This is a genomic window from Verrucosispora sp. WMMC514 (genome assembly GCF_027497295.1).
Taxonomy (GTDB): Bacteria; Actinomycetota; Actinomycetes; order Mycobacteriales; family Micromonosporaceae; genus Micromonospora; species Micromonospora palythoicola.
The window spans coordinates 4,403,640-4,426,869 of sequence record NZ_CP114906.1; the positions used below are offsets into that span (position 1 = coordinate 4,403,640).

The following is a 23,230-nucleotide window of genomic DNA, read 5'->3' on the forward strand; positions in this document are numbered from 1 at the left end:
ATCTCCTCACCGGTTGGTCGGGTCGGTCTCGCGGACCCAGCGCCACTCCGCGACCCGAGGGTCGTCCTCGCCGAAGCGGCGGGTGTAGTCGCGGGCGGACTGGCGCGCGTCGGTCATCTCCTGGCGCAGGTGCGCGGCGCGGGCGGCCAGACCGGGAACCCGGTCGATCACGTCGATCACGAGGTGGAAGCGGTCCAGGTTGTTGAGCATCACCATGTCGAACGGTGTGGTGGTGGTGCCCTCCTCCTTGTACCCGCGCACGTGCAGGTTGTGGTGGTTGGTGCGGCGGTAGGTGAGCCGGTGGATCAGCCACGGGTAGCCGTGGTACGCGAAGATGATCGGCTTGTCGCGGGTGAACAGCGTGTCGAACTCGGAGTCCGGCAGGCCGTGCGGGTGCTCGGAGTCCGGCTGGAGCCGCATCAGGTCGACGACGTTGATCACCCGTACCTTCAGTTCGGGCAGGTGCTGGTGCAGCAGGTCCGCCGCGGCGAGCGTCTCCAGTGTCGGCACGTCACCGGCGCAGGCGAGCACGACGTCCGGTTCGCTGCCGTCGTCGGTGCTGGCCCAGTCCCAGATGCCCAGGCCACGCCGGCAGTGCGCGACGGCCTCGTCCATGGTGAGCCAGCTGGGCGCGATCTGCTTGCCGGCCACCACCACGTTGATGTAGTGGCGACTGCGCAGGCAGTGGTCCATGGTGGAGAGCAGGGTGTTCGCGTCCGGCGGCAGGTAGACCCGCACGACCTCGGCCTTCTTGTTCATCACGTGGTCGATGAAGCCCGGATCCTGGTGGGAGAAGCCGTTGTGGTCCTGCCGCCAGACATGGCTGGACAGCAGGTAGTTCAGCGAGGCGACCGGCTGCCGCCAGGGGATGCCACGGGTGACCTTCAGCCACTTGGCGTGCTGGTTGACCATCGAGTCGACGATGTGGATGAACGCCTCGTAGCTGGTGAAGATGCCGTGCCGGCCGGTGAGCAGGTAGCCCTCCAACCAGCCCTGGCACAGGTGCTCGGAGAGGACCTCCATCACCCGTCCGTCGGGGGAGAGGTGGTCGTCGCCGTCGACGGTGCCGGCCACCCAGGCCCGGTCGGTGACCTCGAAGGCCGCCTGGAGGCGGTTGGAGGCGACCTCGTCCGGTCCGAACAGCCGGAACGTCTGCGGGTTGGCGCTGATCACGTCCCGGACCCACTTGCCGAGTTCGCCGGTGGCGCTGGTGACCGTCGCGCCGGGCCGGGGCACCTCGACGGCGTAGTCGCGGAAGTCGGGCAGGTTCAGGTCGCGCAGCAGCGTGCCGCCGTTGGCGACCGGGTTGGCGCTCATCCGTCGTGGCCCTCGGGGCGGCAGGTCGGCCAGCTCGGCGACGGGCGCGCCGGTGGCGTCGAACAGCTCCTGCGGGCGGTAGCTGCGCAGCCACCTTTCCAGCTCGGCCAGGTGATCCGGGTTGTCGCGGACCTCGGAGAGCGGCACCTGGTGCGCGCGGTAGGTGCCCTCGACCCGCTTGCCGTCGACATCGTGCGGCCCGGTCCAGCCCTTCGGGGTACGCAGCACGATCATCGGCCAGCGCGGGCGTTCGACGGTTCCGCCGGAGCGGGCGTGGCGCTGGATCTCGGCGATCTCGTCGAGCGCGCGGTCCAGGGTGGCCGCCAGGGTCTGGTGCACCACGGCGGGATCGTCGCCGGCCACCACGTACGGCTGGTAGCCCTGGCCCCGCATCAGGTCGAGCAGGTCGGACTCGGGGATGCGGTCCAGCACCGTCGGGTTGGCGATCTTGTATCCGTTGAGGTGCAGGATGGGCAGCACCGCGCCGTCGCGAGCGGGGTTGAGGAACACGTTGGACAGCCAGCTGCCGGCCAGCGGGCCGGTCTCCGCCTCGCCGTCGCCGATCACGCAGGCGACCAGCAGGTCCGGGTTGTCGAAGGCGGCGCCGTAGGCGTGACTGAGCGCGTACCCCAGCTCGCCGCCCTCGTGGATCGAACCCGGCACCTCCGCCGCGACGTGGCTCGGGATGCCGCCGGGGAAGGAGAACTGGCGGAACAGCCGGGCCATGCCGGCCTCGTCGCGACCGATGTCGTGGTAGAGCTCGCTGTAGGTGCCTTCGAGCCAGGTGTTCGCCACCAGCGCCGGTCCGCCGTGTCCGGGTCCGGTGATGTAGATGGCGCTGAGATCCCGCGCCACGATGGCCCGGTTCAGGTGGGCGTAGATCAGGTTCAGCCCGGGAGAGGTGCCCCAGTGCCCGAGCAGGCGGGGCTTGACGTGCTCGGGGGCCAGCGGTTCGCGCAACAGGGGATTGTCCAGCAGGTAGATCTGCCCGACGGTGAGGTAGTTCGCCGCCCGCCAGTAGGCGTCCAGCCGGCGCAGTTCGTCATCGGTCAGGGGGCTTCGCAGGTCTACAGCGGTGTCCATACTGCTTGAGCCTCTCGCGGGTCGGTGAATCTCGCATCCGCAACGCGGTTTCCTCTGTCAGCTTCGCGGAATCGGCGATCCTGGATCAGGGCCGTTGGTCCCGCCGGCCCGGGTGTCACGACCCGTCCGGGTCCGGTGTGTCGGTCACGCCACGGATCACCAGTACGGGGGACGGCGCGTGGTAGAGCAGTGACTGGCTGACCGCGCCGAGCATCCCGCGCAGCGGCTCCTCGCCCCGGGCGGCGACCACCACCAACTGCGCCGAGCGGGACTGGTCGACCAGCACGTCACCGGGCTCGCCCCGGATGACGTGGCACTCGACGGCGGCGTCGGGATGGTCGGCCCGATGGCGGGACACCGTGTCGCTGAGCCGTTCGGTGGCCTCCTCGACGATGCCGTCGGGGTCGACCACCCAGACCGCCAGCAGCCGAGCGCCGTGCCGGATGGCGCAGGTGAGCGCCCAGTCCAGTGCCATCTCGCCGGAGGCCGAGCCGTCGATGCCGACCAGGACCGGGCCGGCGGGTGGTGGTTCCCGCCGGGCGACCAGCACCGGGCACTCGGCGCGGGCGGCCACCTGCACGGCGGGACTGTCCGCCGGTATGCAGCGGTCGCAGTGGGCCATACCGCCGTCGCCGACCACCACCAGAAAGGCGGTCTCCGACCGGCGAACCAGGTTCGCCACCGCCGAGCCCTCGGCGATCTCGGCGGTGACCGGCACGCCCGGCTCGTTCGCGTTGGCCGCCGCGGTCGCCTCGGCGATCAACTGTTCGGCGTGGGCCCGGGAGCTGGAGACCGCGGGTGCGTCGAAGGCCGCCCAGTTGAAGGCGTGCAGCAGGTGCAGCCCGCGTCCGTGGGCGGCGGCGACCCGGGCGGCGAGGCGGGCCACCGGCAGGGCGTCCTCCGGACCGACGCCGACGAGCACCGGCGCGTCGCTGGCTGCGGCCATCCGCCATCACCCCCGCAGCTGTCGCGCTCGGCCTGCTGTTGAGGCTAGTCGCGCCGGTGCTGCTCCGGGGCGTGATCGCCGCACCGCCGGTGGGTGGTCAGGACGCCGGCCGGGCCCGCACCACGACGGCACTGGCGTTGTCGGCCCCACCGGCGTCCAGTGCGGCGCGCAGCAGAGTCCGGACCGCGTCCGCCGGCTCAGCCCGGATGAGGGCCTCCTGCATCACGTGGTAGCTGACCTGGTCGCTCACCCCGTCGGTGCAGAGCAGCCAGGTGTCGCCGGGACGCACCGTCACGGCCAGCAGGTCGGCTTCCGGTGCGGCCGGGTGGCCGGCGTAGCGGGTGAGCTGGTACCGGGCCCGGGCGGCGGCGGGAGAGTCGCTCGGGTACCAGCCGTGCAGCACCCCCAGCCAGGCGACGGTGTGGTCGGTGGTGACCAGTTCCAGCAGGTCGTCGCGGAGCCGGTAGGCCCGTGAGTCGCCCAACTGGACCACCCAGCCCTGGCCGCCCTCCGGCTCGACGACCAGACCGGTGAGAGTGCAGCCGGTCAGCTGGGGGCTACCTCGGCCAGCCTCGAGTACGGCGGCCTGGACCGCGTCGGCGACGGTGCGGAGCCGGTCGGCCCCGATCTCGGGCCACGCCTCGCGGACGAGCGCGGCGAACGTCGGTACCGCGGCGGCACCGGCGCGACGGCTGCCCACCCCGTCGCCCATCCCGTCGGCCACCACGACGAAGGGGAGGGCGGGATCGACGTGCAGGACGTCGTAGTTGTCGCGGTACCGGTTGCCGACCACGCTGCCGCCGGCCATTTCGAGAGTCAGGTCGGTGAGCGTGAAACGGCTTGCCTGGTAGTCCGCGTCCTGGCTCACCGGGCCTCCAACCGACGGCTGGCGCGGAACGCCCGCGCGGCCACGACCCTAGCGAAGGGGAACCACACCTCGGGTGTCAACCGGGGTTGACGCTCCGGCGATGTCAATGTAAGTTGACGCCATGAGTCAGGCGACGGAACTCGCGGCCGCGGCCGGCAGCACCGACCCCCGGGTCGGCCTGCGTGCCGTCCGCGCCCTGCGCCGGCTGCTCGAACGGCTTGAGGTGGTCCAGGTCGACAACGCCCGACGGCAGGGCTGGTCGTGGCAGGAGATCGCCGACGCGCTCGAGGTCAGCCGGCAGGCGGTGCACAAGAAGCACGCCGGGCGACCGGCGGTCGATTCCTCCTGGGAGGCGTGATGTTCGAACGATTCACCGACCGTGCCCGCGAGGTGGTGCGACGGGCCCGCGAGGAGGCCCGCGCCGAGGGCCAACGGCCGGTCGGCACCGAGCACCTTCTGCTGGCCGTCCTCGCCGACGGGGACGGCCTGGCCGCGCGGGTGCTCCGCGACGCGGGTGTCACCGCGGACGACCTGCGCGAGCGGGTCCACCGCCACACCGCGACCGGGGGCAGCGGCCTGGGCGAGGCCGATGCGGCGGCGCTGCGTGAGATCGGCATCGACCTGGCCGCCATCGTCACCCGGATCGAGGAGTCGTTCGGCAAGGACGCCCTCCGCGAGGCGGTGCCGGCACCGCGCCGCCGATGGGGCCGGCGACGGCCGACCGGTGGTCCCTTCTCGGCCCGTTCGAAGAAGGTGTTGGAGCTGTCGCTACGCGAGGCGATCCGGCTGCGGCACCGCCACATCGGCACCGAGCACATCCTGCTCGGCCTGCTGCGGGAGGGAAACGGCCTCGCCGCGCTGGCGCTCACCGAGGCCGGGGTAGACCTGGCCGACGTACGCCAGCGGGTCGAGGTCGCGCTGCGCGCCAGCGCCTGACGACCGACTGCTCCGCGTCCCCCGACGAACGTCGGTCGAAACGTCGGCACGGGGCGTCGGCGGGGTGAATCGAGGCACATCGGCGTCGGGTCGCCCAACCCGGCACCGTGCTGCACACTGACGCCGTGGAAGCTGGACGGGACGAAGGGCCGCTGCGCAGCGCGGTGGTGGTCAATCCGGTCAAGGTGACCGATCTCGACGCGTTGCGCCGGACCGTCGGCGACACGCTCGACGCGGCCGGCTGGCCGGAACCGCTGTGGTTCGAGACCACCCCCGACGATCCCGGTCGCGGGCAGACCGAGAAGGCGCTCGCCGCCGGGGTCGACGTGGTCTTCGCCTGCGGCGGCGACGGTACGGTGATGGCCTGCGTCGACGCTCTGGTCGGCACCGAGGTGGCACTCGCCGTGCTGCCTCAAGGCACCGGCAACCTGCTCGCCGCCAACCTGGGGCTCTCCGACGAACTGCCCGCCGGGCTGGCGGTGGCCATCGAGCGTGGCCGCCGCCTGCTCGACGTCGGTGCGGTGGACGGGCACCACTTCGCGGTGATGGCCGGCATGGGTTTCGACGCCCAGATGCTCGACGCCACGAGCGAGACCACCAAGCGCCGGATCGGCTGGCCCGCGTACGTGGTCGGGGCGGCACGACACCTGCGGGACCGGCCGATGCGGGTGTCGATCCGGCTGGACGACCAGCCGCCGTTGCGCCGCCGCGCCCGTTCGGTGCTGGTCGCCAACGTCGGTCGGCTCCAGGGTGGGGTGACCCTGCTCACCGAGGCGGAGCCCGACGACGGGTACCTCGACGTCGCCGTGCTCACCCCGCGCACGCTGCGGCACTGGCTCACCCTCGGCTGGGCGGTGTTGCGCCGTCGCGACCGGGTGCCGCGGATGGAGGTGTACCGCGCCCGTCGAGTGGAGATAACCAGCAACCGGAGCCAGCCTCGGGAACTGGACGGCGACCTGATCGAACCGGGTAGCCAGCTGCGGGTGCAGATCCGGCGGCGGGCGTTGTGGCTGTGCGTACCGCGGCCGGAGCAGGCGCCCGACCTGGCCGAGGACGCGTCGGCCGCCGCCGAGCGCGGCGAACGCCTCGTCGAGGAGGGCCGGGGTGAGCGCGAGGAGTGAGCTTGCGAGCCCCGCAGTCGCGAACGGAGGGCCGGTTCGGTGAGCGCGAGGAGTGAGCTTGCGAGCCCCGCAGTCGCGAACGAGAGGGTCGCTCGGTGAGCAGCACCAGGATCGTGCCGGAGACCCGGCTGATGTCCGACGAACAGCTCTGCGCCGACCATGCCTGGCAGACGCTGCGCCGGGAGGGCGGCTGGCACCTGTTGCGTGACGCGTTCACCCGGTTCCGCTACGGCGACGGGTTCAGCCACTCCCGTGCCTTCGCGTTTCAGCTCTGCCTGGCCGTGGTGCCGTTCCTGATCGCCCTCACCGGGCTGATCTCCGAGCTGGGCGTGGCCGAGGGTGGGGAGGTGGTCGCCGACACGGTGCTGGCGTTGACCCCTGGCACCAGTGACCAGATGGTCGCCGAGCTGCTCGGCGGGGGCGACGGCGCGGGCGCCGAGCGGGTCGAGGAGACCGGCGAGGTGGCGCTCACTCTCGGTCTGATCACCGGCCTGGTGGCGCTGACCAGCACCATGGCCCAGATCGAGCGGGGCGCCAACCGGATCTACGGCGTCGAACGGGACCGCCCGGCGCTGTGGAAGTACCTGCGGGCGGCCGTGCTCGCCGTCACCGCCGGTCTCCCGGCGCTGGCCGGGTTCCTCATCCTGGTCGGCGGTGGGCCGATGGGCGACTCGGTGGAACGCCACTACTCCTGGGGTGATGTCGCCGGGACGGTGTGGGACGTGGTGCGTTGGCCGCTCAGCCTGGGCCTGACGGTGCTCGCCGTCGCGGTGCTGTTCCGCCACGCGCCCCGCCGTCACCAGCCCGGCCTGTCCTGGCTGTTGTTCGGTGCCGGCATCGCGACCACCATGTGGTGGCTGGCCAGCCTCCTGCTCGCCGGGTACGTGCGGTTCAGCGAAGACTTCGGGCAGACCTACGGTGCGCTGGCCGGGATCATGGCGCTGCTGCTCTGGGCGAACCTCACCGGCATGGCGTTGTTCGGCGGGCTCTCGTTCGCGGCGCAACTGGAGGCGGTACGCATCGGCGTGCAGGAGCCGGCGAAGCCGGACCTGTGGGAGCCGAACGTACAGCGGGTACCGGTGCACGACACCGGCGAGATGACCGCACTCTGACCGTCCGGTCGCCGGGTGTACCGCGGCGGCGGATCGGGTACTGCGCCACGCCAGAAGCGAAGGAGGCTGCCGTGGGCGCGGTCAGGGACGTACTGCGACGACCCCTGGGACATTTCACCGAACGTACGCTCGCCGGTCTGGCGCTCGTGCTCGGTGCCGGGGTGGGCTTCGGGTTGCTGCTGGTGCTGGTCCGGGTGCGGTGGTCGCCGCTGTACGACGTGGACCACGGCGTGGCCCAGTGGCTCAACGACCAGGTGTCACCGATCGGGCCGCTGGTGACGGTGCTCAACGCCATCACCGACCTCGGTGGCCGGGCGGTCATCATCTGGTTGGTGACGGTCGCCGTGGTCGGCTTGCTGATCCGCCGGCAGGGTCGCCTCGCGGTGTTCCTGATCGTCACCGGCGCGGGCGCGCTGATCCTCGACCCGTCGCTCAAGACGCTCGTCGACCGGTTGCGTCCCGAGGTGGAGGTGCCGATCGGCGCGTACGCGGGGCAGAGCTTCCCCAGCGGTCACGCCCTCGGGTCGATGGTGGCCTACGGCGCGTTGTTGCTGGTGTTCCTGCCGGCGATGGCACCCCGCTGGCGCCGGCCGGCGATGGCCCTGGTCGCCGCCGTCGTCTTCCTGATCGGGTTCACCCGGGTGGCGCTCGGTGTTCACTTCCTCTCCGACGTGATCGGTGCCTGGCTGCTCGGCGCGGCCTGGTTGGGCGTCACCGCGTACGCCTTCCGGTTGTGGCGGTTGGAGCGGGGGCGGCCCGCGGCGCCGTTGACCGAGGGGTTGGAGCCGGAGGCCGGGCAGGAGGTGGCGCCCGCGCCGGACGAGGAGAAGCTGCTGCCGCACGCCCGGGCCGGCGTCGCCGAGATCATCGTCGGCTGGGTGCTGGTGTTCGGTGCCCTCTACGGCTTCGGCATGTTCGTCAGCTACTACGCCGACAGCACCTTCCTGGCCAGCCTCGACGAGACGGTGCCGACCTGGTTCGCCGAGCGGCGTACCCCGGCGCTCGACGATTTCAGCTGGTGGTGGAGCAAGGTCGGCGACACCCACGCCATCCTGGCGATCTCGCTGGTCTTCTGTCCGCTGGTGCTGGCCATCTGGCGGCGGTGGCGGCCGGTGCTGTTCGTGGCGTTGACCATGTTCGGCGAGTTGACCCTCTTCCTGGCCAGCGCGGCGGCGGTGGACCGGCCCCGCCCGCCGGTGGAGAACCTGGACGGTCCGATGCCGACCTCGTCGTTCCCGTCCGGGCACATCGCCGCCACACTCTGCATCTGGGTGGCGATCGCCGTGATCGTCTTCCCTCGTACCGACCGGTGGTGGCGGTGGGTCTTCGTGGCGCTCGCCGTGGTGATGCCGGTCGGGGTGGCGGTCTCCCGGATGTACCGGGGCATGCACCACCCGACGGACTTCATGGGCGCGATCCTGCTCACCACGCTCTGGATCGGGCTGTTGTACTGGGTGGTACGCCCCAACGAGGACGTCCGGCAGGGCAACCAGCCGGCCATCGAGTCGGAGGACGTGGACACCCTCGACGACGAGCTGGCGCGGGCCGGCCGGCCCGGCTGAGCCGCCCGTGTTGCGGGTGATGACCTGGAACATCCGCACCGGTGGCCGGGACCGTGGCGGTTTGGACCGGCGCGAGCTGGTGGCCCGGGTCATCGCCCGGCAGCGGCCGGACGTGCTCGCGTTGCAGGAACTGGGTGGTCTCGACGTCGCGGGCTTCGCCGGCGGCGTCGGGCTCCGGCCGTACCTGGCCCGCTCCTGGCTGGGGCAGCCGGTCGCGGTGCTGGTGCGGGCACCGTGGCCGGTGCTGGCCGCCGCACCGGTGCGTCGGCCGTTCCACCACGCGGCCCAACGTGTGGTGGTGGGCACCGACGCCGGTCCGCTGACGGTGCTCGGTACCCATCTCGACCCGTACTCGGGCACCCGACGGCTGGTCGAGGCGGGGTGGGCGGCCGGCGCCGTGCGTACCGGCCGGGACGGCCTGGCGCTGCTCGCCGGTGATCTGAACACCCTCGACCCGTACGCCGAGCACGCCGACCGGGTGGGTCGGCTACCGCCCGCGTACCGGCGACGGCATCTGCGTCGGGACGGGCGGACGGTGGAGACCCGCGCGGTGGCCCGGCTGCTCGCCGCCGGGCTGGTGGATCTCGGCACCGACGCCGGCCCGACCGTGCCCACCGCCCACGGTGGCGCCGAGTTCCCCGACGTGCGCCTGGACTACCTGCTCGCCACCCCCACCCTGGCCACCCACCTCACCCGCGTGGCGGTGGTCCGCACCCCCCACACCGACCACGCCTCCGACCACTACCCCCTGCTGGCCGAGTTCGCCCTCACCCCGCCCACTACGCGTTGACCAAGAAGTTCTGGTCTCCGCCGGGGCTTGTCGGGACCAGAACTTCTTGATCGACACAGGCGGAACGTCACAGGAGCAGGTTGAGCAGGATGGTCAGGACGATCGAGGCGAGGATGGAGAAGAGGACCATCAGGAGGCAGCCGACGCCGCCGCCGGCGGGGCGGATCTCCGTGTTACCGATGCGCATCGATCACTCCTCGTCGTTCACAGGTCACGCAGTCGGGGCAGCAGTTCGTCCTGCGCCCAGTCCAGGAACATCGGTTGGGTGTCGCCGCCGACCTGGACCAGGGCCACGTGGGTGAAGCCGGCGTCGACGAACTTCTTGAACGCCGCCACGTGCTTGTCGACGTCCGGGCCGCAGGAGAGTTCGGCGGCCACGTCCTCCTCGCGGACGCCGCGGGTGGCCGCCGCGAAGGAGTCGGTGTCGGGCAGGTCGGTGTTGACCTTCCAGCCCAGTCCGAACCAGCGGAACTGATCGTGGGCGATCTTGCGGCACTCGGCCTCGTCCGGTCCGTAGCAGATGGCCACCTGCCCGTAGCGCGGGCGTCCGGCCCCGCCGGCCTGCTCGTACATCTCGACCAGGTGCGGCTCCGGATCGGTGGCGATCATGCCGTCGGCGTACTCGGCGGCCAGGGTCGCCGACTGCCGGCCGGAGGCGGCCACCGCCATCGGCACCGGCGTGTCCGGACGGTCCCACAGGTAGGCGTCCGGCACGTCGAAGTGGTTGCCGGAGAAGGTCAACGTCTCGCCGTTCAGCAGCGGACGGATGATCTGCAACGCCTCCTCGAACATCTCGTGCCGCTGCTGCACGTGCGGCCAGCCGCCCACCACGTGCTCGTTGAGGTTCTCCCCGGCACCGAGGCCGAGGGTGAACCGCCCGTCGGAGAGCACCCCCAGGGTGGACGCCTTCTGCGCCACCACCGCCGGGTGGTAACGGCGGATCGGGCAGGTCACGAAGGACATCAGCGCCGCCCGGGAGGTGGCGTGCGCGACCGCGCCCAGCACCGACCAGGCGTACGGGGAATGCCCCTGCGACTCCAGCCAGGGGTAGTAGTGGTCGGACATGACGAGGTGGTCGAAGCCCGCCGCCTCGGCCCGTACGGCGTGGTCGACGAGTTCCTTCGGACCTGCCTGCTCGCACATCAGGGTGTAGCCGACGCTGACCATTGACGTCTCCTTCGGGCCGAGGACGGGTCATTCCGGATACCCCGGCCCGGATCGGTCAACCCCTGTTCGGCGCTTGACGGTGCGCTCGGCCCGTGCCTACCGTTGTCTGAACCGGTTCAGATGCCGGCGTGGTGTACGTCCTGTGGTGGGGATGTCCGCCCCCGTGACGACTCGGTGTCTCCTGGGTCGTCACGGGCAGCCGGCGTACTGAACCGGTTGCTTTCGCCATCCCATCGGCATACGCTGATGCCTCGCCGGGTCTGAACGCGGCTGTCGGGCTGCAGCCGCGCACCTGCCACTCACCGCACCCCCTGGGCACGGGGGAGACACCTCCTGCGAGGAATGCATGAGAAAACTGTTCGCGGCCGTCGGCGCCATCCTGCTGGCGACCGTCGCCGCAGTGTTCGCCTTCGGGCCTTCGGCCCAGGCCGCCGCCGGCTTCACGGTCAGCAACGGTCGGCTCTACGACGCCAACGGCAACGAGTTCATCATGCGTGGGGTCAACCACGCGCACACCTGGTATCCGAACCAGACCAGTTCCTTCGCCGACGTCAAGGCCCTCGGCGCCAACGCGGTGCGGGTCGTGCTCTCCAGTGGCGACCGGTGGACCCGCAACAGCGCCAGCGACGTGTCGAACGTGATCCAGCTCTGCAAGGCCAACCGGCTGATCTGCGTGCTGGAGGTGCACGACACCACGGGGTACGGCGAGCAGAGCGGGGCGGTCAGCCTGGACCGCGCGGTCGACTACTGGCTCAGCATCGCCAGTGCGCTCAACGGCCAGGAAGCGTACGTCATCGTCAACATCGGCAACGAGCCGTACGGGAACCAGAACTACTCGTCGTGGGCCACCGACACCGCCAACGCGATCCGCCGGCTGCGCACCGGCGGCCTCACGCACACCATCATGGTGGACGCGCCGAACTGGGGTCAGGACTGGTCGTTCACCATGCGCGACAACGCGCCCACGGTGTTCAGCGCCGATCCGGCCGGCAACACGGTCTTCTCGATCCACATGTACGGCGTCTTCGACACCGCCGCCGAGATCAGCGACTACCTGGGCCGGTTCCGCAGCCGTGGCCTGCCCATCGTGGTCGGCGAGTTCGGGCACAACCACTCCGACGGCAACCCCGACGAGGACGCGATCCTCTCCTACACCCAGGCCAACGGCATCGGCTGGCTCGGCTGGTCGTGGAGCGGCAACAGCGGTGGCGTGGAGTACCTCGACATGGCCACCAACTTCAACCCGAACCAGCTGACCAGTTGGGGTGAGCGGTTGTTCAACGGCACCAACGGCATCCGGCAGACCGCACGGCAGGCGAGCGTCTACGACTCGATTCCGCCGACCACGCCGCCGCCGTCGACCCCGCCCCCGTCCACGCCGCCCCCCTCGACTCCGCCGCCCTCGACGCCGCCCCCGTCGACCCCGCCGCCGAGCGCCGGTTGCACGGCGACCTACTCGATCACCGGGCAGTGGCAGGGTGGCTTCCAGGGCGACGTGCGGGTGACCGCCGGCTCCACCGCCATCAACGGCTGGACGGTGCGCTGGACGTACGCCAACGGACAGACGGTGACCCAGTCCTGGAACGCGACGATCTCCAGCAGCGGATCCACCGTGACCGCCCGCAACGTCTCCTACAACGGTCGTCTCGGTGCCGGGGCCAGCACCAACTTCGGCTTCCTCGGCAGTTGGGCCGGGACCAACTCGGCTCCTGCGGTGAGCTGCACGGCGAGCTGACCTCACACCGTCGGTGGCCGGGCCCGGCACGGGCCCGGCCACCGCTGTGCCGTGGTCGAGGTGGAAAGGGCTCAGTCGGGTTCGCCGGAAATGGGGGAGGGCTCCGACCGGGCATCGGTCGTGTTCATCGAATTCACCAGTTCGGTGCATTCGGTGAGGTCCCGGTGATCGCTGTCCAGAGCGTGGGAAATAATTGCCAACGAGGTGCGTGAGTCACTTATTCGCCGGCGGAGTACGTTTCGCTGTTCGGTCAGCAGCTGCCGCCATACCGTCGGGTCGTCCCGGTTGGTCAGTAGTGCCCGCAGTTGGCCGAGGCTGAACCCGGCCTCCTTGCCGAGCAGGATCAGACCGACCTGACCGGCGTGTTTTCGCTGGTAACGACGCCGTCCGTTGGGTTGCCGGTCAGGGGCGAGCAGACCCATCGCCTCCCAGTGCCGCAGTACGTGTGGAGCCAGGCCGAACCGGCCGGCCAGCTCGCCGATAGTCATTGATCGCCCACCAGATCTTGACTTCATGTCAGCATTAACTTGCATCATTGCGATTGGCGTCAAGCCGCGGCGGCCGACTCCCAGAAAAGCGATTGAAGTCTTGACAAGTGGAGGCGTCAGTGCAGTTGTTGCGTCAAGCGGGTCATGCGAGGTTGCGGGCCGTACTGACCATGCTGGTCGTACTCGCCGCGGCAATCGGCGTCAACCTGGCGGCGTCGTCGCCGGCCAGCGCGGCGACCACGACCATCTGCAAGAGTTCCCCGGTACCGGCCGGCTACGTGATCATCGCCGAGGGCTCGTCGAGCTCCTGCCCGTACGCATACCCGAACACCTGGACCATCACCACCCCGTCCACCACCGGCACCACCACGGTCTGCAAGGTGTCGACCATCCCGGCCGGCTACGTCATGCTCAGCGAGGGTAATTCCACGCAGTGCCCGTACGCGTGGCCGAACACGATGACGATCCGGATTCCGTCCACGAGCACCACCACCGTGGTCTGCAAGGCCGGGCCGCTGCCGGACGGCTACGTGATCCTGGCCCAGGGCAACTCCACCCAGTGTCCGTACGCCTGGCCGAACACCTGGACCATCCGCATCCCGTCCGCCAGCGGCACCACCGTCGTCTGCGGGGTCTCGCCCGTTCCGTCGGGCTACGTCGTGGTCGGTACCGGATACTCCAGCCAGTGTCCGTACTCCTCGCCGAACACCAAGAGCATTCGGCGTCCCTGACCGGTAGCGCGTGCAGCCGGGCGGCCCGGGTTCGGGCCGCCCGGCCAGTCGGCGTCCGGGAACGCACCCGGGACGCACCGGGATCGCCGGTTTTTCAGCGACCTCACAGCCCGGGTCGATAGGGTGCGCTGGTCCGCGTCCGCTCCCACAATGGAGTACGGGCACCAGACCCCGCAGGAGTACCAATGGTCTTCAAGAAGATGCTGAGCGCGTTGGGCGTGGGCGGTCCCAGCGTGGACACCGTCCTGGCCAACCCGAACACCAGACCCGGACTCGCCCTCGACGGCCAGGTCAACCTGCTCGGCGGGGACGCGGCGGCGGACATCGAAGAGATCGCCGTCGGTCTGGTCGCCCGGGTCGAGGTCGGTGAGCACGCCGGTGTGATGGAGTTCCACCGCCAGGTGGTCAGCGGGCCACTGCAACTCGCGGCGAAGCAGACGCTGTCCATCCCGTTCCAGCTGCCGCTGCCCTGGGAGACGCCGATCACCGCGGTCTACGGTCAGCGTCTGCACGGGATGGCCCTCGGGCTGCGTACCGAGTTGGCGATCGCCCGCGCCGTCGACAAGGGCGACCTGGACGAGATCAACGTGCACCCGCTGCCGGTGCAGGAGCGCATCCTGGAGGCGTTCCTGCAGCTCGGCTTCCGGTTCAAGAAGGCCGACCTGGAGCGTGGGCTGATCCACGGAGTGCACCAGACCCTGCCGTTCTACCAGGAGATCGAGTTCTTCGCCGCACCGCAGTACGCGCAGACCATCAACGAACTCGAACTGACCTTCGTCACCAACCCGCACGGCGTGGACGTGGTGCTGGAGTGCGACAAGCGCGGCGGCTTCCTGGCGCCCGGGCACGACGTCTTCGGCCGTCACCAGGTCGCGCACTCCGACGCGGAGCGCTCCGACTGGGTGCAGGTGGTCGACGGCTGGTTGCAGGAGACGATCGGCCGCTTCGGTGCCCTGCGCGCCCAGGCGTTCGGCCCGCACGGCTACGGCGGCGGGCAGAAGTTCGGCCACCCGCACCAGCGCCACGGCTCCGGCATGGGTGGCGTGGTGGCCGGTGCGGCGCTGGGTGCCGCCGGTGGCATGCTCGCCGGCCACATGATCGGCAACGCCTTCGAAGGGGCCGAGGACGAGGTGAGCGAGGCCGCCGGTGACTTCGGCGGTGACTTCGGCGGCTTCGAGGAGTTCTAGGCACGACGGGACGGTGGCCCTTCGGGAGCGGATCCCGAGGGGCCACCGTGCGTGTGCGGGCCGGTCGAGGCCCCGCCTAAGCGGGGTCACCGTCCCCGCTTACGCTCCTCACCGGAACGCTTCGCGCTGCCGGCCTTGGCCAGACCACGGCTACCCAGGTAGCCGAGGGTCAGCAGGGTGATGAAGAACCACGCCTGGCCGGGGTTGTTCAGATTCAGCCCGTACGAGCTGGTGCCACGCCAGAAGGCGGCGATGACCACGGTGGTGACGGCAGCGGCGTAGATCCAGAACTCGGTGGTCAGGAACGCCTGCTTCGTCTCCGTACCCGGTGCCGGCATCGGCTCCCGGTGCCCGTCCTGCATCATCGGCATCTGACGGGTCGGTGCCTCCTGCATGGCCGCGCGGTTCTGCATGTCCTGCGCCGGGCGGTTCATCGGCCTGGTAGATGCAGCCTGCGTGCTCATCTGTCCTCCTCAGGATTGATGAGTCGTAACCTGCGACCCTCGCCCCGCTACCGCGTGTCGGCCACGGCACGGTTCGCGCACTTGGCGGGGGCACCCCGCGTCTACCCCCGCCGACGGGGGCAGTAACCCCGACCGGTCCGCGATTCGGGCCGTTCCCGCGGGCGACGCCGGGGTGCCGCGTCGCCCGCGCCGAGGCTCACCGCAGGCCGTTGCGGATGGCCACGCCGACCAGCAGATCGGGGTCGTCGGTGATGATGCCGTCGACCCCGAGGTCGATCACCCGCTGCATCACGCCCGCGTCGTTGACGGTGTAGGGAATCACCTTCAGGCCGTACCGGGCCTGCAGGGTGCGTACGTCCGGTCCGTGGAAGTACGTCGGGTCCTGCCGCAGGTACCAGTCGGGGTGGGTGACCGAACCCTGCGCCGGGTCGTGCACCTGCCAGTTCGCCGACACCGTGCTGGCGCCGGCGGCCCGGGTGAGCCGGCCCAGGTCCCGGTACTTCCACCAGTCCAGTCCGGCGGTCCACGGGCTCTTCACCGACGGGTCGCCGTACACCGCCCGCAGCGAACACTCGTCGGCCAGCCTGGCGCACTCCGCCGGCCCGTACTGCCAGATCAGGGCGACCGTCTCGATCCGCCGGTCCAGGTGCCGGGCGTAGGTGATGGTGCGCCAGTCGAAGGACTGGATGGTGACCCGGCCGGTGAGGCCGGCGCGCTGCACGGCGGTGACCAGCTTGCGGGTGAAGCCGCGGTACGGCTCGGTGTCGTTCACCAACGGGCTGATCTTCGTTTCGATGTTGAACCGGATGTCCGTCCGGCCGCTGGCCTTCACCAGCGCGAAGACCTCCTCCAAGGTGGGGATCCGGGCACCCGGGGCCGGCACCTGCTCCGGCATGTCGGCGGCGGTCCTCGTACCACAGTCGAGGGTCTTGAGCTGCGCGAGACTCAACGAGTGCACCAGCTTGCCCACGTACGGGAACTGCGGGTCACCGGGCCGCACGGGTGCGGTGTCGAGGCAGTGCGAGCCGTTGACGGCGCGGTCGTGCAGCACCACCAGCCGGCCGTCGGAGGTCACGCCGGTGTCCAGTTCCAGGGTGGAGATCGCCGGGTTGGCCAGGGCGTTGGCGAAGGCGGGCAGGGTGTTCTCGGGTCGGGTCGCCCGGCCGCCGCGGTGGGCCTGGATGTCGAACGGCGACGCGTACGCCCGGGGCAGCCGGTAGCCGCGCTGCGCGAGCAGCGTGCGCAGCCGGTCCGGGTAGTCGGTGATGATGCCGTCCACCCCGTCGTCGATCAGCTTGGCCATGGTCGGCACGTCGTTCACCGTCCACGGGATCACCCGGATGCCGTTGCGGTGCGCGTGGGTCACCATCTCCCGCGTCACGTACGGCCGGTAGCCGGGGTCGGTGACGGTGCCGTTCTGCGGGAAGCCGTGCACCGGCGAGAAGGCGGTGACGCCGAGGCTGCGGATCGCCCGGATCGGGTCGCCGCCGAAGTCGTCGATGTCCAGCCCACCCAGCCACGGGGAGGCGCCCGGCTGCCCGACCTGGAGGAAGTCGAAGTTGGTCAGCGCGACCAGCGGCAGCCGGGGCTCGACCTGACGCATCCGCTTCAGCGCGCCCCAGTCGAAGCTCTGGATGGTCACCTGACGCAGCAGCCCGGCGGCCCGGATCTCCTTCGCGGTGACCTGGACGAACTGTTCCCGCGGGGCGGTCTCGCTCGGCGCTCCCGCCTCTACCTTGGTCTCGATGTTGAGCGTCACGTCGTCCGCCCGGTACCGCTTCACCAGGGCGAAGACCTCGCTCAGCAGCGGCATCCGGGCATCCGGCACGGCGAGCTGCCCGGGCCGGTCCGGCAGCGTACGTGAGCCGCAGTCGAGGGTGCGCACCTGCGCCAGGGTCAACGTGTTGACGTATTTCCCGACGTACGGGAACTCGGGGTCACCGGGTACGACCGGGGCGGTGTCGGTGCACTTCGCGGCGCTGACCCGCCGGTCATGGGTGACCACGGCCCGTCCGTCCTCGGTGATCTGAACGTCCAGTTCGAGGGTGCTCACCCCGAGCTGGAGGGCGTTGCCGAACGACGCGAGGGTGCTCTCCACCCGCAGTCCGAGCCCGCCCCGGTGGGCCTGTAGGTCGAAGTTCCGGTCCGGGCGCTGATGTGCCGGGGCAGGCGCCGCCAGCATGGTCGTCACTGTCGTCGCGACCAGGGCCACGACGGCGGTACGGCGTACGGTGCGCACGCTGTCCTCTCCCTCCCGCGGGGATCTCCCGCCGAATCCGCTGCACAGCATCGGCAGCGGGCACGGCGGGCAGGCAAGCGCAGTGCGACGGTCGGGTGAACCGGCGGTGCGGGTTTGCCGCGCCGGTCACCGGGCACGCACCGAGACCGACCCTTCTGCGAGGTGATGGATCGTGCGTGAGGACGAGATGCGGCAGGACGCCGCCCGCCGGGCCGAGGAGCGGATCACCGGCGGCAGTTACGGCGAAGGCGCTCTGGACGAGGTGACCGTGCCGCCGACCGACGTGGAGAGCCAGCTGCAACGTGAGGACCCGGACGACCCGGCCGACGTGCCGATCGACCCGACCGTCCTGCGCGACGGCGGGCCGACGCGCGGCCAGGGCGCGATCACCACGACCGGCGGCACCGCCGGCCCGGCCAGCGCCCGTCGGGTGGCCCGCCAACCGGAGCGCCACCCCGGCAAGGTCGCCCCGACCACCACCGGTGACGCCACCACCGGCGGCCTGACCACCCCACCCGCCGGCCCCACCAGCGACAACTCCACCCCCACCACCCACCAAGGCAACTTCGACTAACCACCCACCCACCCGAACCCTTTGTCGATCATGAGGTTAGCGGCACTCACAGAGATCAAAGACGCCGCCAACCTCATGCTCAACGCGCGAGGGATCAGGGGGTGGGGGTGAGGGTGGTCAGGGTCTGGGTGGCTCGGGTCAGGGCTACGTAGAGGTCGCTGGGACCTCGGGGGGACTCGGCGATGATGCGGTCGGGGTCGACCACGATGACCGAGTCGAATTCGAGGCCCTTGGCACCGGCGACGGTCAGCAGCACGACGCGACTCTCCAGCTCCGGTTGCTCGCCGACGGCCGCCTCGGGCAGCGCCGCCGTCAGCGCGGCACCGAGGTCGTCGAGCCGGCCGGCCGGGACGATCACCCCGAGCCGCCCGTCGGTCAGCCCGGCCGCCTCGGCGGTGGCGGTCGCCACCAGCTCCGCGGCGAGCGACTCCGCCGGCACCGCCCGCTGGCGCGGCGCGAAACCACTGGAGCGTACGGCGCGGGGCGGGCGCAGCGCCGGATCGATCTGGGCCAGTACGCCCGCGGCCACATCCATGATCTCGGCGGGGGTGCGGTAGCTGACGGTCAGCTCGGTCAGCCGCCACCGGTCCGCCACGTACGGCGCCAGCGCCTCCGCCCACGACGGGGTGCCGGCCAGCGCACCGGTCTGCGCCACGTCGCCCACGATGGTCATCGAACGGCTCGGGCAGCGGCGCATCAGCAGCCGCCACGCCATCGGCGACAGCTCCTGCGCCTCGTCGACGATGACATGCCCGAACGCCCATCCCCGGTCGGCCGCCGCGCGTTGGGCGGTGGTCAGCCGGTCCGCCTCCTCCTGCCGTTCCAGCAGCCGGTCGGCGTCGAGCAGGTCGGTCACGCCAAGGATCTCGCCCCCCTCGGCCTCGTCCTCCACGTCGATCGAGCGCGAACCCCGGGCGATCTCCAGCACACCCTCGGCGTACTCGCGTTGCAGGGCACGGATCCGGCTCCGGCGGGCGGCGGCGGCCCGGTCGTCCTCGCCGAGCAACTCCGCCGCCTCGTCGAGCAGGGGCACGTCCGCCGGTGTCCAGCCGCCCGGCTCGCGGTGCAACGCGGCCCGCTCGGCGTCGCTGAGCATGGGCGCGGCGGTGTCGATGCGCTCGGCGTCGGCGTACAGGTCGGCGAGCAGGCGTTGCGGCGTGAGCACCGGCCACAGCTCGTCCAGGGTCGCCCGCACCTCCGGCTCCTCGCGCAGCTCACGGCGGATCTCGGCGCGGTCGGCCTCCTCCAGCAGGTTCTCCCCGCCCAGCGGGTCGGCGCCGATGCGTTCGGCCACCTGGTCGGCGAGCGCGTGAATGACCTCGATGTCGAAGACCGCGCGGGCCAGGTTGTGCGGCCGGCCGCTGCGCCGGGCCCGGTCGCGCGCCGCCCGCACGGTGGCCGGGTCGAGGACCAGGACCTCCCGCTGCGGCAGCTCGATCTCCAGCGGCTCGTCGGGCACCCGCTGCCGGTCGCGTACGGCGTTGGTCAGCACCTCGACCATCGTCAGGCGGCCCTTCAGGGCGGCGGTGGTGGCCGGCTCGGCCCGGTGGGCGGTGACCCCCGGGAACAGGTCGCCCTGGGTGCGCAGCAGCACGCCGGTCTCGGCGAGCGCCGGCAGCACCTGCGAGATGTACCGCAGGAACGTCACGTTCGGGCCGACCAGCAGCACCCCCCGGGTCGACAGTTCCCGCCGGTGGGTGTAGAGCAGGTACGCGGCCCGGTGCAGCGCCACCGCCGTCTTCCCGGTGCCCGGCCCGCCCTGGACCACCAGCACGCCCGACAGGTCGGCCCGGATGATCCGGTCCTGCTCGGCCTGGATGGTCTCCACGATGTCGCGCATCCGGCCGGTCCGGCCGGCGTTCACCGCCGCGAGCAGCGACGCCTCACCGGTCAGCTCCTCGTGGGCGGCGGGGGAGGCGGCGGTCAGGTCGAGTACCTCGTCGTTGAGGCCGACCACCTTCCGCTGCCGGGTACGCAGGTGCCGGCGTCGCCGGATGCCCTGCGGGTTCGCGGCGGTGGCGAGGTAGAAGGCGCGGGCGGCCGGGGCCCGCCAGTCCATCAGCAGTGGCTCGTAGTCACCTTCGGTGTCGAAGATGCCGATTCGACCGATGTAGTGACGCTGGTCGCTGTCGGTGTCCAGCCGGCCGAAGCAGAGGCCGTTCTCCACCGCCGAGAACTGCTCGACCTGATCGGCGTACATGCGTACCGAGCCGTCGCGCTGCGAGCGGGCCTGCAACGTGCCACCGGTGGACCGCAGCTGCTCGGTCAACCGCGTCGCCGCCTGGTCCCGCAGGTCGTCGAGGCGTTGGTACAGCATCGAGACGTACTCCTGCTCGCGGCCGATCTCGTCGTCGGACGGTGAACCGCCGGAGTGCCTTGACAATCCGTCTCCCGATTGGCTAGAATTCGCATTCAGAACGGCTTTTTCAAGCCGTTCTTTTTTGTGCCTGAACTGCCAAAGATAGCGCGCTCCGCCGGTCAGCGGCGCTCGGTGCAGACCTCGTCGGAGCGGGCGACGGTCTCGGTGGACCAGGCCACGGCGACGGTGAAGCAGTAGTCGAGACCGCGGTTGAGCCCGTAGACCACGAAGCTGTCGCTGCCGGCGGGCAGATCCGCGAACGGATTCTGCGGCTGACCGTTCCGACCACCCGAGACGATCACCGGCCCCTCCGCCCCGGCCGGGTACGTCCACCGCAACGTCACACTGTCCCGGTTGTCGCGCAGCGACAGGCCGGTCGGCGCGGCACCGGGCGAGGCGGGGGGAGCAGCGCCATCGGTGGCCGTGGCCGCCGGAGGTGCCGCGCCGGTCGGGTCACCGCTGGCCGCCGGCGGTGCCGGATCGCCGCCGTCGACTCGGGACACCCCGGCGATCACCGCCGCGGCGCCGAGCAGCACCACGGCCACTCCGGCCGCGACGATCAGCACCAGCCGGTTCGGTCGGTCGGCCGGTTCCGGTGCGGCGGCGGTGCGGCGTACCGGGACCGGCAGCAGCCGCGACGGTGGCCCGGGGCGTTCCGGCTCGACCCGGCGCAACCGGTACACCCCGGGGGCCTGGGGCGTGCCGGTCAGCCCGACCACGTTCGGCGGCACGGCACCGCCGGTCGGTGGCGGCACCTCCGGATAGGGGTTCGGGGCGGGCTGCTCGGCGGCCGGGCCGACCCACCAGTCCTCGGGCGGCCCGGCCGGGCCGTCGACCGGCTGCCGGGGCGTGGGCACCGCCGAGGCGGCACCGGGCGCTCCGATATCCGCCGTCGGGTACCCGTGGCTCGGGTGGTAGCCCTCCGCCGGATGGTCCTCCCCGGCGGCGGGCGCCGGCTCGTCCGAACCCCAGGGCGGCGCGGCAGCGGCCCAGGTCGGTGCGTCCGGCGATTCGTCCTCCGGTGCCGTCGCCCAGGCGGGCGGCCAGGTGTCACGCGGCGGCGCGGCGGATCCTGACCCGTGTTCGGCCCAGGTGTCCGCCGCGGCTGTTCCGGCAGGTGCGTTGTCCGCCTCGGTCGGCGCGGACGCCGTCCAGGCGGAACCGTCGTCGTCGGGCAGGCGCGGATGCGGCCAGGTCGACGCGGGAGGGACGTCTTCGGTCGGTGGGGTACGGGCGGACGGCACGACCGGTTCCTCCGCGCTGACCGGCGGGTTGTCGGCGCAGACGTGGTCCGGGTTGGCCGCCGCCCGGGACAGCGCCGCCACCTGGACGGCCAGCGGATCGTCCACGGCGAGGTGCTGGCGGGCCAGTTCACGGGCCAGGGCCAGATTGTCCTGCGCCTCGGCGAACTGGCCGCAGTCGCGCTGCATCGAGCCTAGCCGGGCCAGCATCTTGATCCCGCTCGGGTGCCCGTCGCCGTAGACCTCGCGGTGCAACTCCCAGGCGTCCTGGAGCCGGTCGCGGGCGACCTGGCACTGCCCCCGGGCGTACTCCACGGTGGCCAGATCGGCGTGGGCGGCGAGCACCCGCAACGACTCCGGCCCGTCCGACGCGGTCAGCTCGATGATCACTTCCTGGTACAGCCGGGCCGCCCGCGACCAGCTGCCCACCCGGTGCAGCACCGCCGCCAGGGTGGCCGCGGCGGCCACCGTACGCGGATCGGAGCGGCCGTACAGCCGGGTGCTGGCGGCGTACGCGTAGGCGGCCCAGCCCCGTGCCGAGTGCGGCTCGCCGAGCGCGACCAGCACCCGCGCGTGCAGGCTGGCCGCCTCGGCCAACTCGGACGTGGCGTTGGCCGGGCGCGGGTCGGCGCCGGTCAGCGCGTCGGCGAGCAGCCGTTGGGCGCCGGCGAGATCGCCGGCGGAGACCAGGTCGTGCGCCTGATCAGTCAGTTCACCGAAGCCGGAGGGCACGCCCCATCGTGCTCATTCAGCGACGTTTAGTACAAGACCCGCGCCGGAGTGGTTCGGTCAGGATCCGGTCACGCTGACCTCAGGCGTTCGGCCAGCACCTCGCTGATCCGGCGTAGCTGCGCCACCTGGTCGGGGTCGAGCGGGTCGAACAGGTGCCGGCGTACCCCCTCGACGTGGCCGGGCGCGGCGGCGGCCAGTTTCGCGAAACCGTCGTCGGTGAGGTGGGCGATCTGGCCGCGCCGGTCGGTGGGGCAGTCCTCGCGACGCACCCAGCCGGCCGCCTCCAGGCGGGCCACCGCATGTGACAGCCGACTGCGCGAGGAGCCGCTGGACTCGGCCAACTCGCTCATCCGCAGGCGGCGTCCGGGTGCCTCGGAGAGGCGTACCAGGATCTCGTAGTAGGCGTGCGGCATCCCGGCGTCGCGTTGCAGCTCGCGGTCGAGCGTGTCCATCAGCGCCCGGGAGGCGGTCAGGAACGCCCGCCAGGTGCGCTGTTCGTCCGGGTCCAGCCAGCGGGTCATGACTAGCATCATAGCGTGGTAGTTGAACACTCAACTAATTTCCGGCTAGCCTTGGCG

General features: G+C 71.3%; 20 protein-coding genes. 10 read left to right on the top strand and 10 right to left on the bottom strand.

The window, feature by feature from the left end:
* Positions 1–6: 6 nt before the first annotated feature.
* From O7597_RS20555 to O7597_RS20565, 3 genes are all read right to left on the bottom strand, one after another.
* Positions 7–2,400 carry a phosphoketolase family protein gene (locus O7597_RS20555; RefSeq protein WP_269739132.1) on the bottom strand — a complete coding sequence of 798 codons (2,394 nt, stop codon included), beginning with the start codon at positions 2,398–2,400 and terminating at the stop codon, positions 7–9.
* A 115-nt stretch (positions 2,401–2,515) separates the two neighbouring features.
* Entirely contained in the window at positions 2,516–3,346 is an 831-nt protein-coding gene (locus tag O7597_RS20560) for a universal stress protein (RefSeq protein ID WP_281580440.1), read from the bottom strand.
* Between the two features lie 97 nt (positions 3,347–3,443).
* Positions 3,444–4,214, bottom strand: a complete 771-nt coding sequence (locus O7597_RS20565; RefSeq protein WP_281580441.1) for a protein phosphatase 2C domain-containing protein — start codon at positions 4,212–4,214, stop codon at positions 3,444–3,446.
* 121 nt (positions 4,215–4,335) lie between these two features.
* Here O7597_RS20565 and O7597_RS20570 point away from each other — a divergent pair, with 121 nt between their 5' ends.
* The 6 genes from O7597_RS20570 to O7597_RS20595 all read left to right on the top strand — a co-directional run bounded on the left by O7597_RS20570 (position 4,336) and on the right by O7597_RS20595 (position 9,735).
* Positions 4,336–4,572 carry an HTH domain-containing protein gene (locus tag O7597_RS20570; RefSeq protein WP_093402906.1) on the top strand — a complete coding sequence of 79 codons (237 nt, stop codon included), beginning with the start codon at positions 4,336–4,338 and terminating at the stop codon, positions 4,570–4,572.
* Complete coding sequence (locus O7597_RS20575) at positions 4,572–5,150, top strand: Clp protease N-terminal domain-containing protein (protein WP_269739129.1); 579 nt, start codon at positions 4,572–4,574, stop codon at positions 5,148–5,150. The genes O7597_RS20570 and O7597_RS20575 overlap by 1 nt, the downstream gene beginning before the upstream one ends.
* Before the next feature lie 125 nt (positions 5,151–5,275).
* Positions 5,276–6,271: a diacylglycerol kinase family protein gene (locus O7597_RS20580; RefSeq protein WP_269739128.1), complete on the top strand. Its 996-nt coding sequence runs from the start codon at positions 5,276–5,278 to the stop codon at positions 6,269–6,271.
* 95 nt (positions 6,272–6,366) lie between these two features.
* Complete coding sequence (locus O7597_RS20585; RefSeq protein WP_281580442.1) at positions 6,367–7,383, top strand: YihY/virulence factor BrkB family protein; 1,017 nt, start codon at positions 6,367–6,369, stop codon at positions 7,381–7,383.
* A 71-nt stretch (positions 7,384–7,454) separates the two neighbouring features.
* Complete coding sequence (locus O7597_RS20590; RefSeq protein WP_269739126.1) at positions 7,455–8,945, top strand: phosphatase PAP2 family protein; 1,491 nt, start codon at positions 7,455–7,457, stop codon at positions 8,943–8,945.
* Positions 8,946–8,952: 7 nt separating this feature from the next.
* Complete coding sequence (locus O7597_RS20595; RefSeq protein ID WP_281580443.1) at positions 8,953–9,735, top strand: endonuclease/exonuclease/phosphatase family protein; 783 nt, start codon at positions 8,953–8,955, stop codon at positions 9,733–9,735.
* Between the two features lie 204 nt (positions 9,736–9,939).
* Here O7597_RS20595 and O7597_RS20600 read toward each other — a convergent pair whose 3' ends face one another.
* Positions 9,940–10,902, bottom strand: coding sequence for a TIGR03557 family F420-dependent LLM class oxidoreductase (locus O7597_RS20600; protein ID WP_269739124.1), 963 nt, complete (start codon positions 10,900–10,902; stop codon positions 9,940–9,942).
* Positions 10,903–11,248: 346 nt separating this feature from the next.
* Between O7597_RS20600 and O7597_RS20605 the strand changes: the two genes are divergently transcribed.
* Positions 11,249–12,637, top strand: coding sequence for a cellulase family glycosylhydrolase (locus tag O7597_RS20605; protein WP_269739123.1), 1,389 nt, complete (start codon positions 11,249–11,251; stop codon positions 12,635–12,637).
* A gap of 71 nt (positions 12,638–12,708) precedes the next feature.
* On the opposite strand, the gene O7597_RS20610 is transcribed toward O7597_RS20605, so the two are convergent.
* Entirely contained in the window at positions 12,709–13,125 is a 417-nt protein-coding gene (locus O7597_RS20610) for a MerR family transcriptional regulator (protein WP_269739122.1), read from the bottom strand.
* A gap of 152 nt (positions 13,126–13,277) precedes the next feature.
* Between O7597_RS20610 and O7597_RS20615 the strand changes: the two genes are divergently transcribed.
* The gene (locus O7597_RS20615; protein WP_216592581.1) at positions 13,278–13,856 is read left to right on the top strand and encodes a hypothetical protein; all 579 of its coding nucleotides are present in this window, start codon (positions 13,278–13,280) and stop codon (positions 13,854–13,856) included.
* 185 nt (positions 13,857–14,041) lie between these two features.
* Entirely contained in the window at positions 14,042–15,043 is a 1,002-nt protein-coding gene (locus O7597_RS20620) for a sporulation protein (RefSeq protein ID WP_269739121.1), read from the top strand.
* A gap of 86 nt (positions 15,044–15,129) precedes the next feature.
* On the opposite strand, the gene O7597_RS20625 is transcribed toward O7597_RS20620, so the two are convergent.
* Complete coding sequence (locus O7597_RS20625; RefSeq protein ID WP_269739120.1) at positions 15,130–15,507, bottom strand: hypothetical protein; 378 nt, start codon at positions 15,505–15,507, stop codon at positions 15,130–15,132.
* Between the two features lie 196 nt (positions 15,508–15,703).
* The gene (locus O7597_RS20630) at positions 15,704–17,746 is read right to left on the bottom strand and encodes a glycerophosphodiester phosphodiesterase family protein (protein WP_269739119.1); all 2,043 of its coding nucleotides are present in this window, start codon (positions 17,744–17,746) and stop codon (positions 15,704–15,706) included.
* A gap of 172 nt (positions 17,747–17,918) precedes the next feature.
* Between O7597_RS20630 and O7597_RS20635 the strand changes: the two genes are divergently transcribed.
* Positions 17,919–18,320, top strand: a complete 402-nt coding sequence (locus tag O7597_RS20635; RefSeq protein WP_269739118.1) for a hypothetical protein — start codon at positions 17,919–17,921, stop codon at positions 18,318–18,320.
* Positions 18,321–18,414: 94 nt separating this feature from the next.
* Here O7597_RS20635 and O7597_RS20640 read toward each other — a convergent pair whose 3' ends face one another.
* The 3 genes from O7597_RS20640 to O7597_RS20650 form a co-directional block, all read right to left on the bottom strand.
* A complete protein-coding gene (locus O7597_RS20640) occupies positions 18,415–20,637 on the bottom strand; it encodes an AAA family ATPase (protein ID WP_269742599.1) in 2,223 nt (740 codons plus the stop codon).
* A gap of 161 nt (positions 20,638–20,798) precedes the next feature.
* Positions 20,799–22,652 (bottom strand): tetratricopeptide repeat protein, encoded by a 1,854-nt coding sequence (locus tag O7597_RS20645; protein WP_281580444.1) that lies wholly within the window; start codon positions 22,650–22,652, stop codon positions 20,799–20,801.
* Positions 22,653–22,720: 68 nt separating this feature from the next.
* A complete protein-coding gene (locus tag O7597_RS20650) occupies positions 22,721–23,182 on the bottom strand; it encodes a MarR family transcriptional regulator (protein ID WP_269742598.1) in 462 nt (153 codons plus the stop codon).
* Between the last annotated feature and the right edge of the window lie 48 nt (positions 23,183–23,230).

Excerpts from the sequence above, each read along its gene's own strand:
- O7597_RS20555 (WP_269739132.1), bottom strand. The coding sequence starts at position 2,400 with ATGGACACCGCTGTAGACCTGCGAAGCCCCCTGACCGATGACGAACTG.
- O7597_RS20560 (WP_281580440.1), bottom strand. The coding sequence starts at position 3,346 with ATGGCCGCAGCCAGCGACGCGCCGGTGCTCGTCGGCGTCGGTCCGGAG.
- O7597_RS20570 (WP_093402906.1), top strand. The coding sequence starts at position 4,336 with ATGAGTCAGGCGACGGAACTCGCGGCCGCGGCCGGCAGCACCGACCCC.
- O7597_RS20575 (WP_269739129.1), top strand. The coding sequence starts at position 4,572 with ATGTTCGAACGATTCACCGACCGTGCCCGCGAGGTGGTGCGACGGGCC.
- O7597_RS20600 (WP_269739124.1), bottom strand. The coding sequence starts at position 10,902 with ATGGTCAGCGTCGGCTACACCCTGATGTGCGAGCAGGCAGGTCCGAAG.
- O7597_RS20605 (WP_269739123.1), top strand. The coding sequence starts at position 11,249 with ATGAGAAAACTGTTCGCGGCCGTCGGCGCCATCCTGCTGGCGACCGTC.
- O7597_RS20610 (WP_269739122.1), bottom strand. The coding sequence starts at position 13,125 with ATGACTATCGGCGAGCTGGCCGGCCGGTTCGGCCTGGCTCCACACGTA.
- O7597_RS20620 (WP_269739121.1), top strand. The coding sequence starts at position 14,042 with ATGGTCTTCAAGAAGATGCTGAGCGCGTTGGGCGTGGGCGGTCCCAGC.
- O7597_RS20625 (WP_269739120.1), bottom strand. The coding sequence starts at position 15,507 with ATGAGCACGCAGGCTGCATCTACCAGGCCGATGAACCGCCCGGCGCAG.
- O7597_RS20640 (WP_269742599.1), bottom strand. The coding sequence starts at position 20,637 with ATGCTGTACCAACGCCTCGACGACCTGCGGGACCAGGCGGCGACGCGG.
- O7597_RS20650 (WP_269742598.1), bottom strand. The coding sequence starts at position 23,182 with ATGCTAGTCATGACCCGCTGGCTGGACCCGGACGAACAGCGCACCTGG.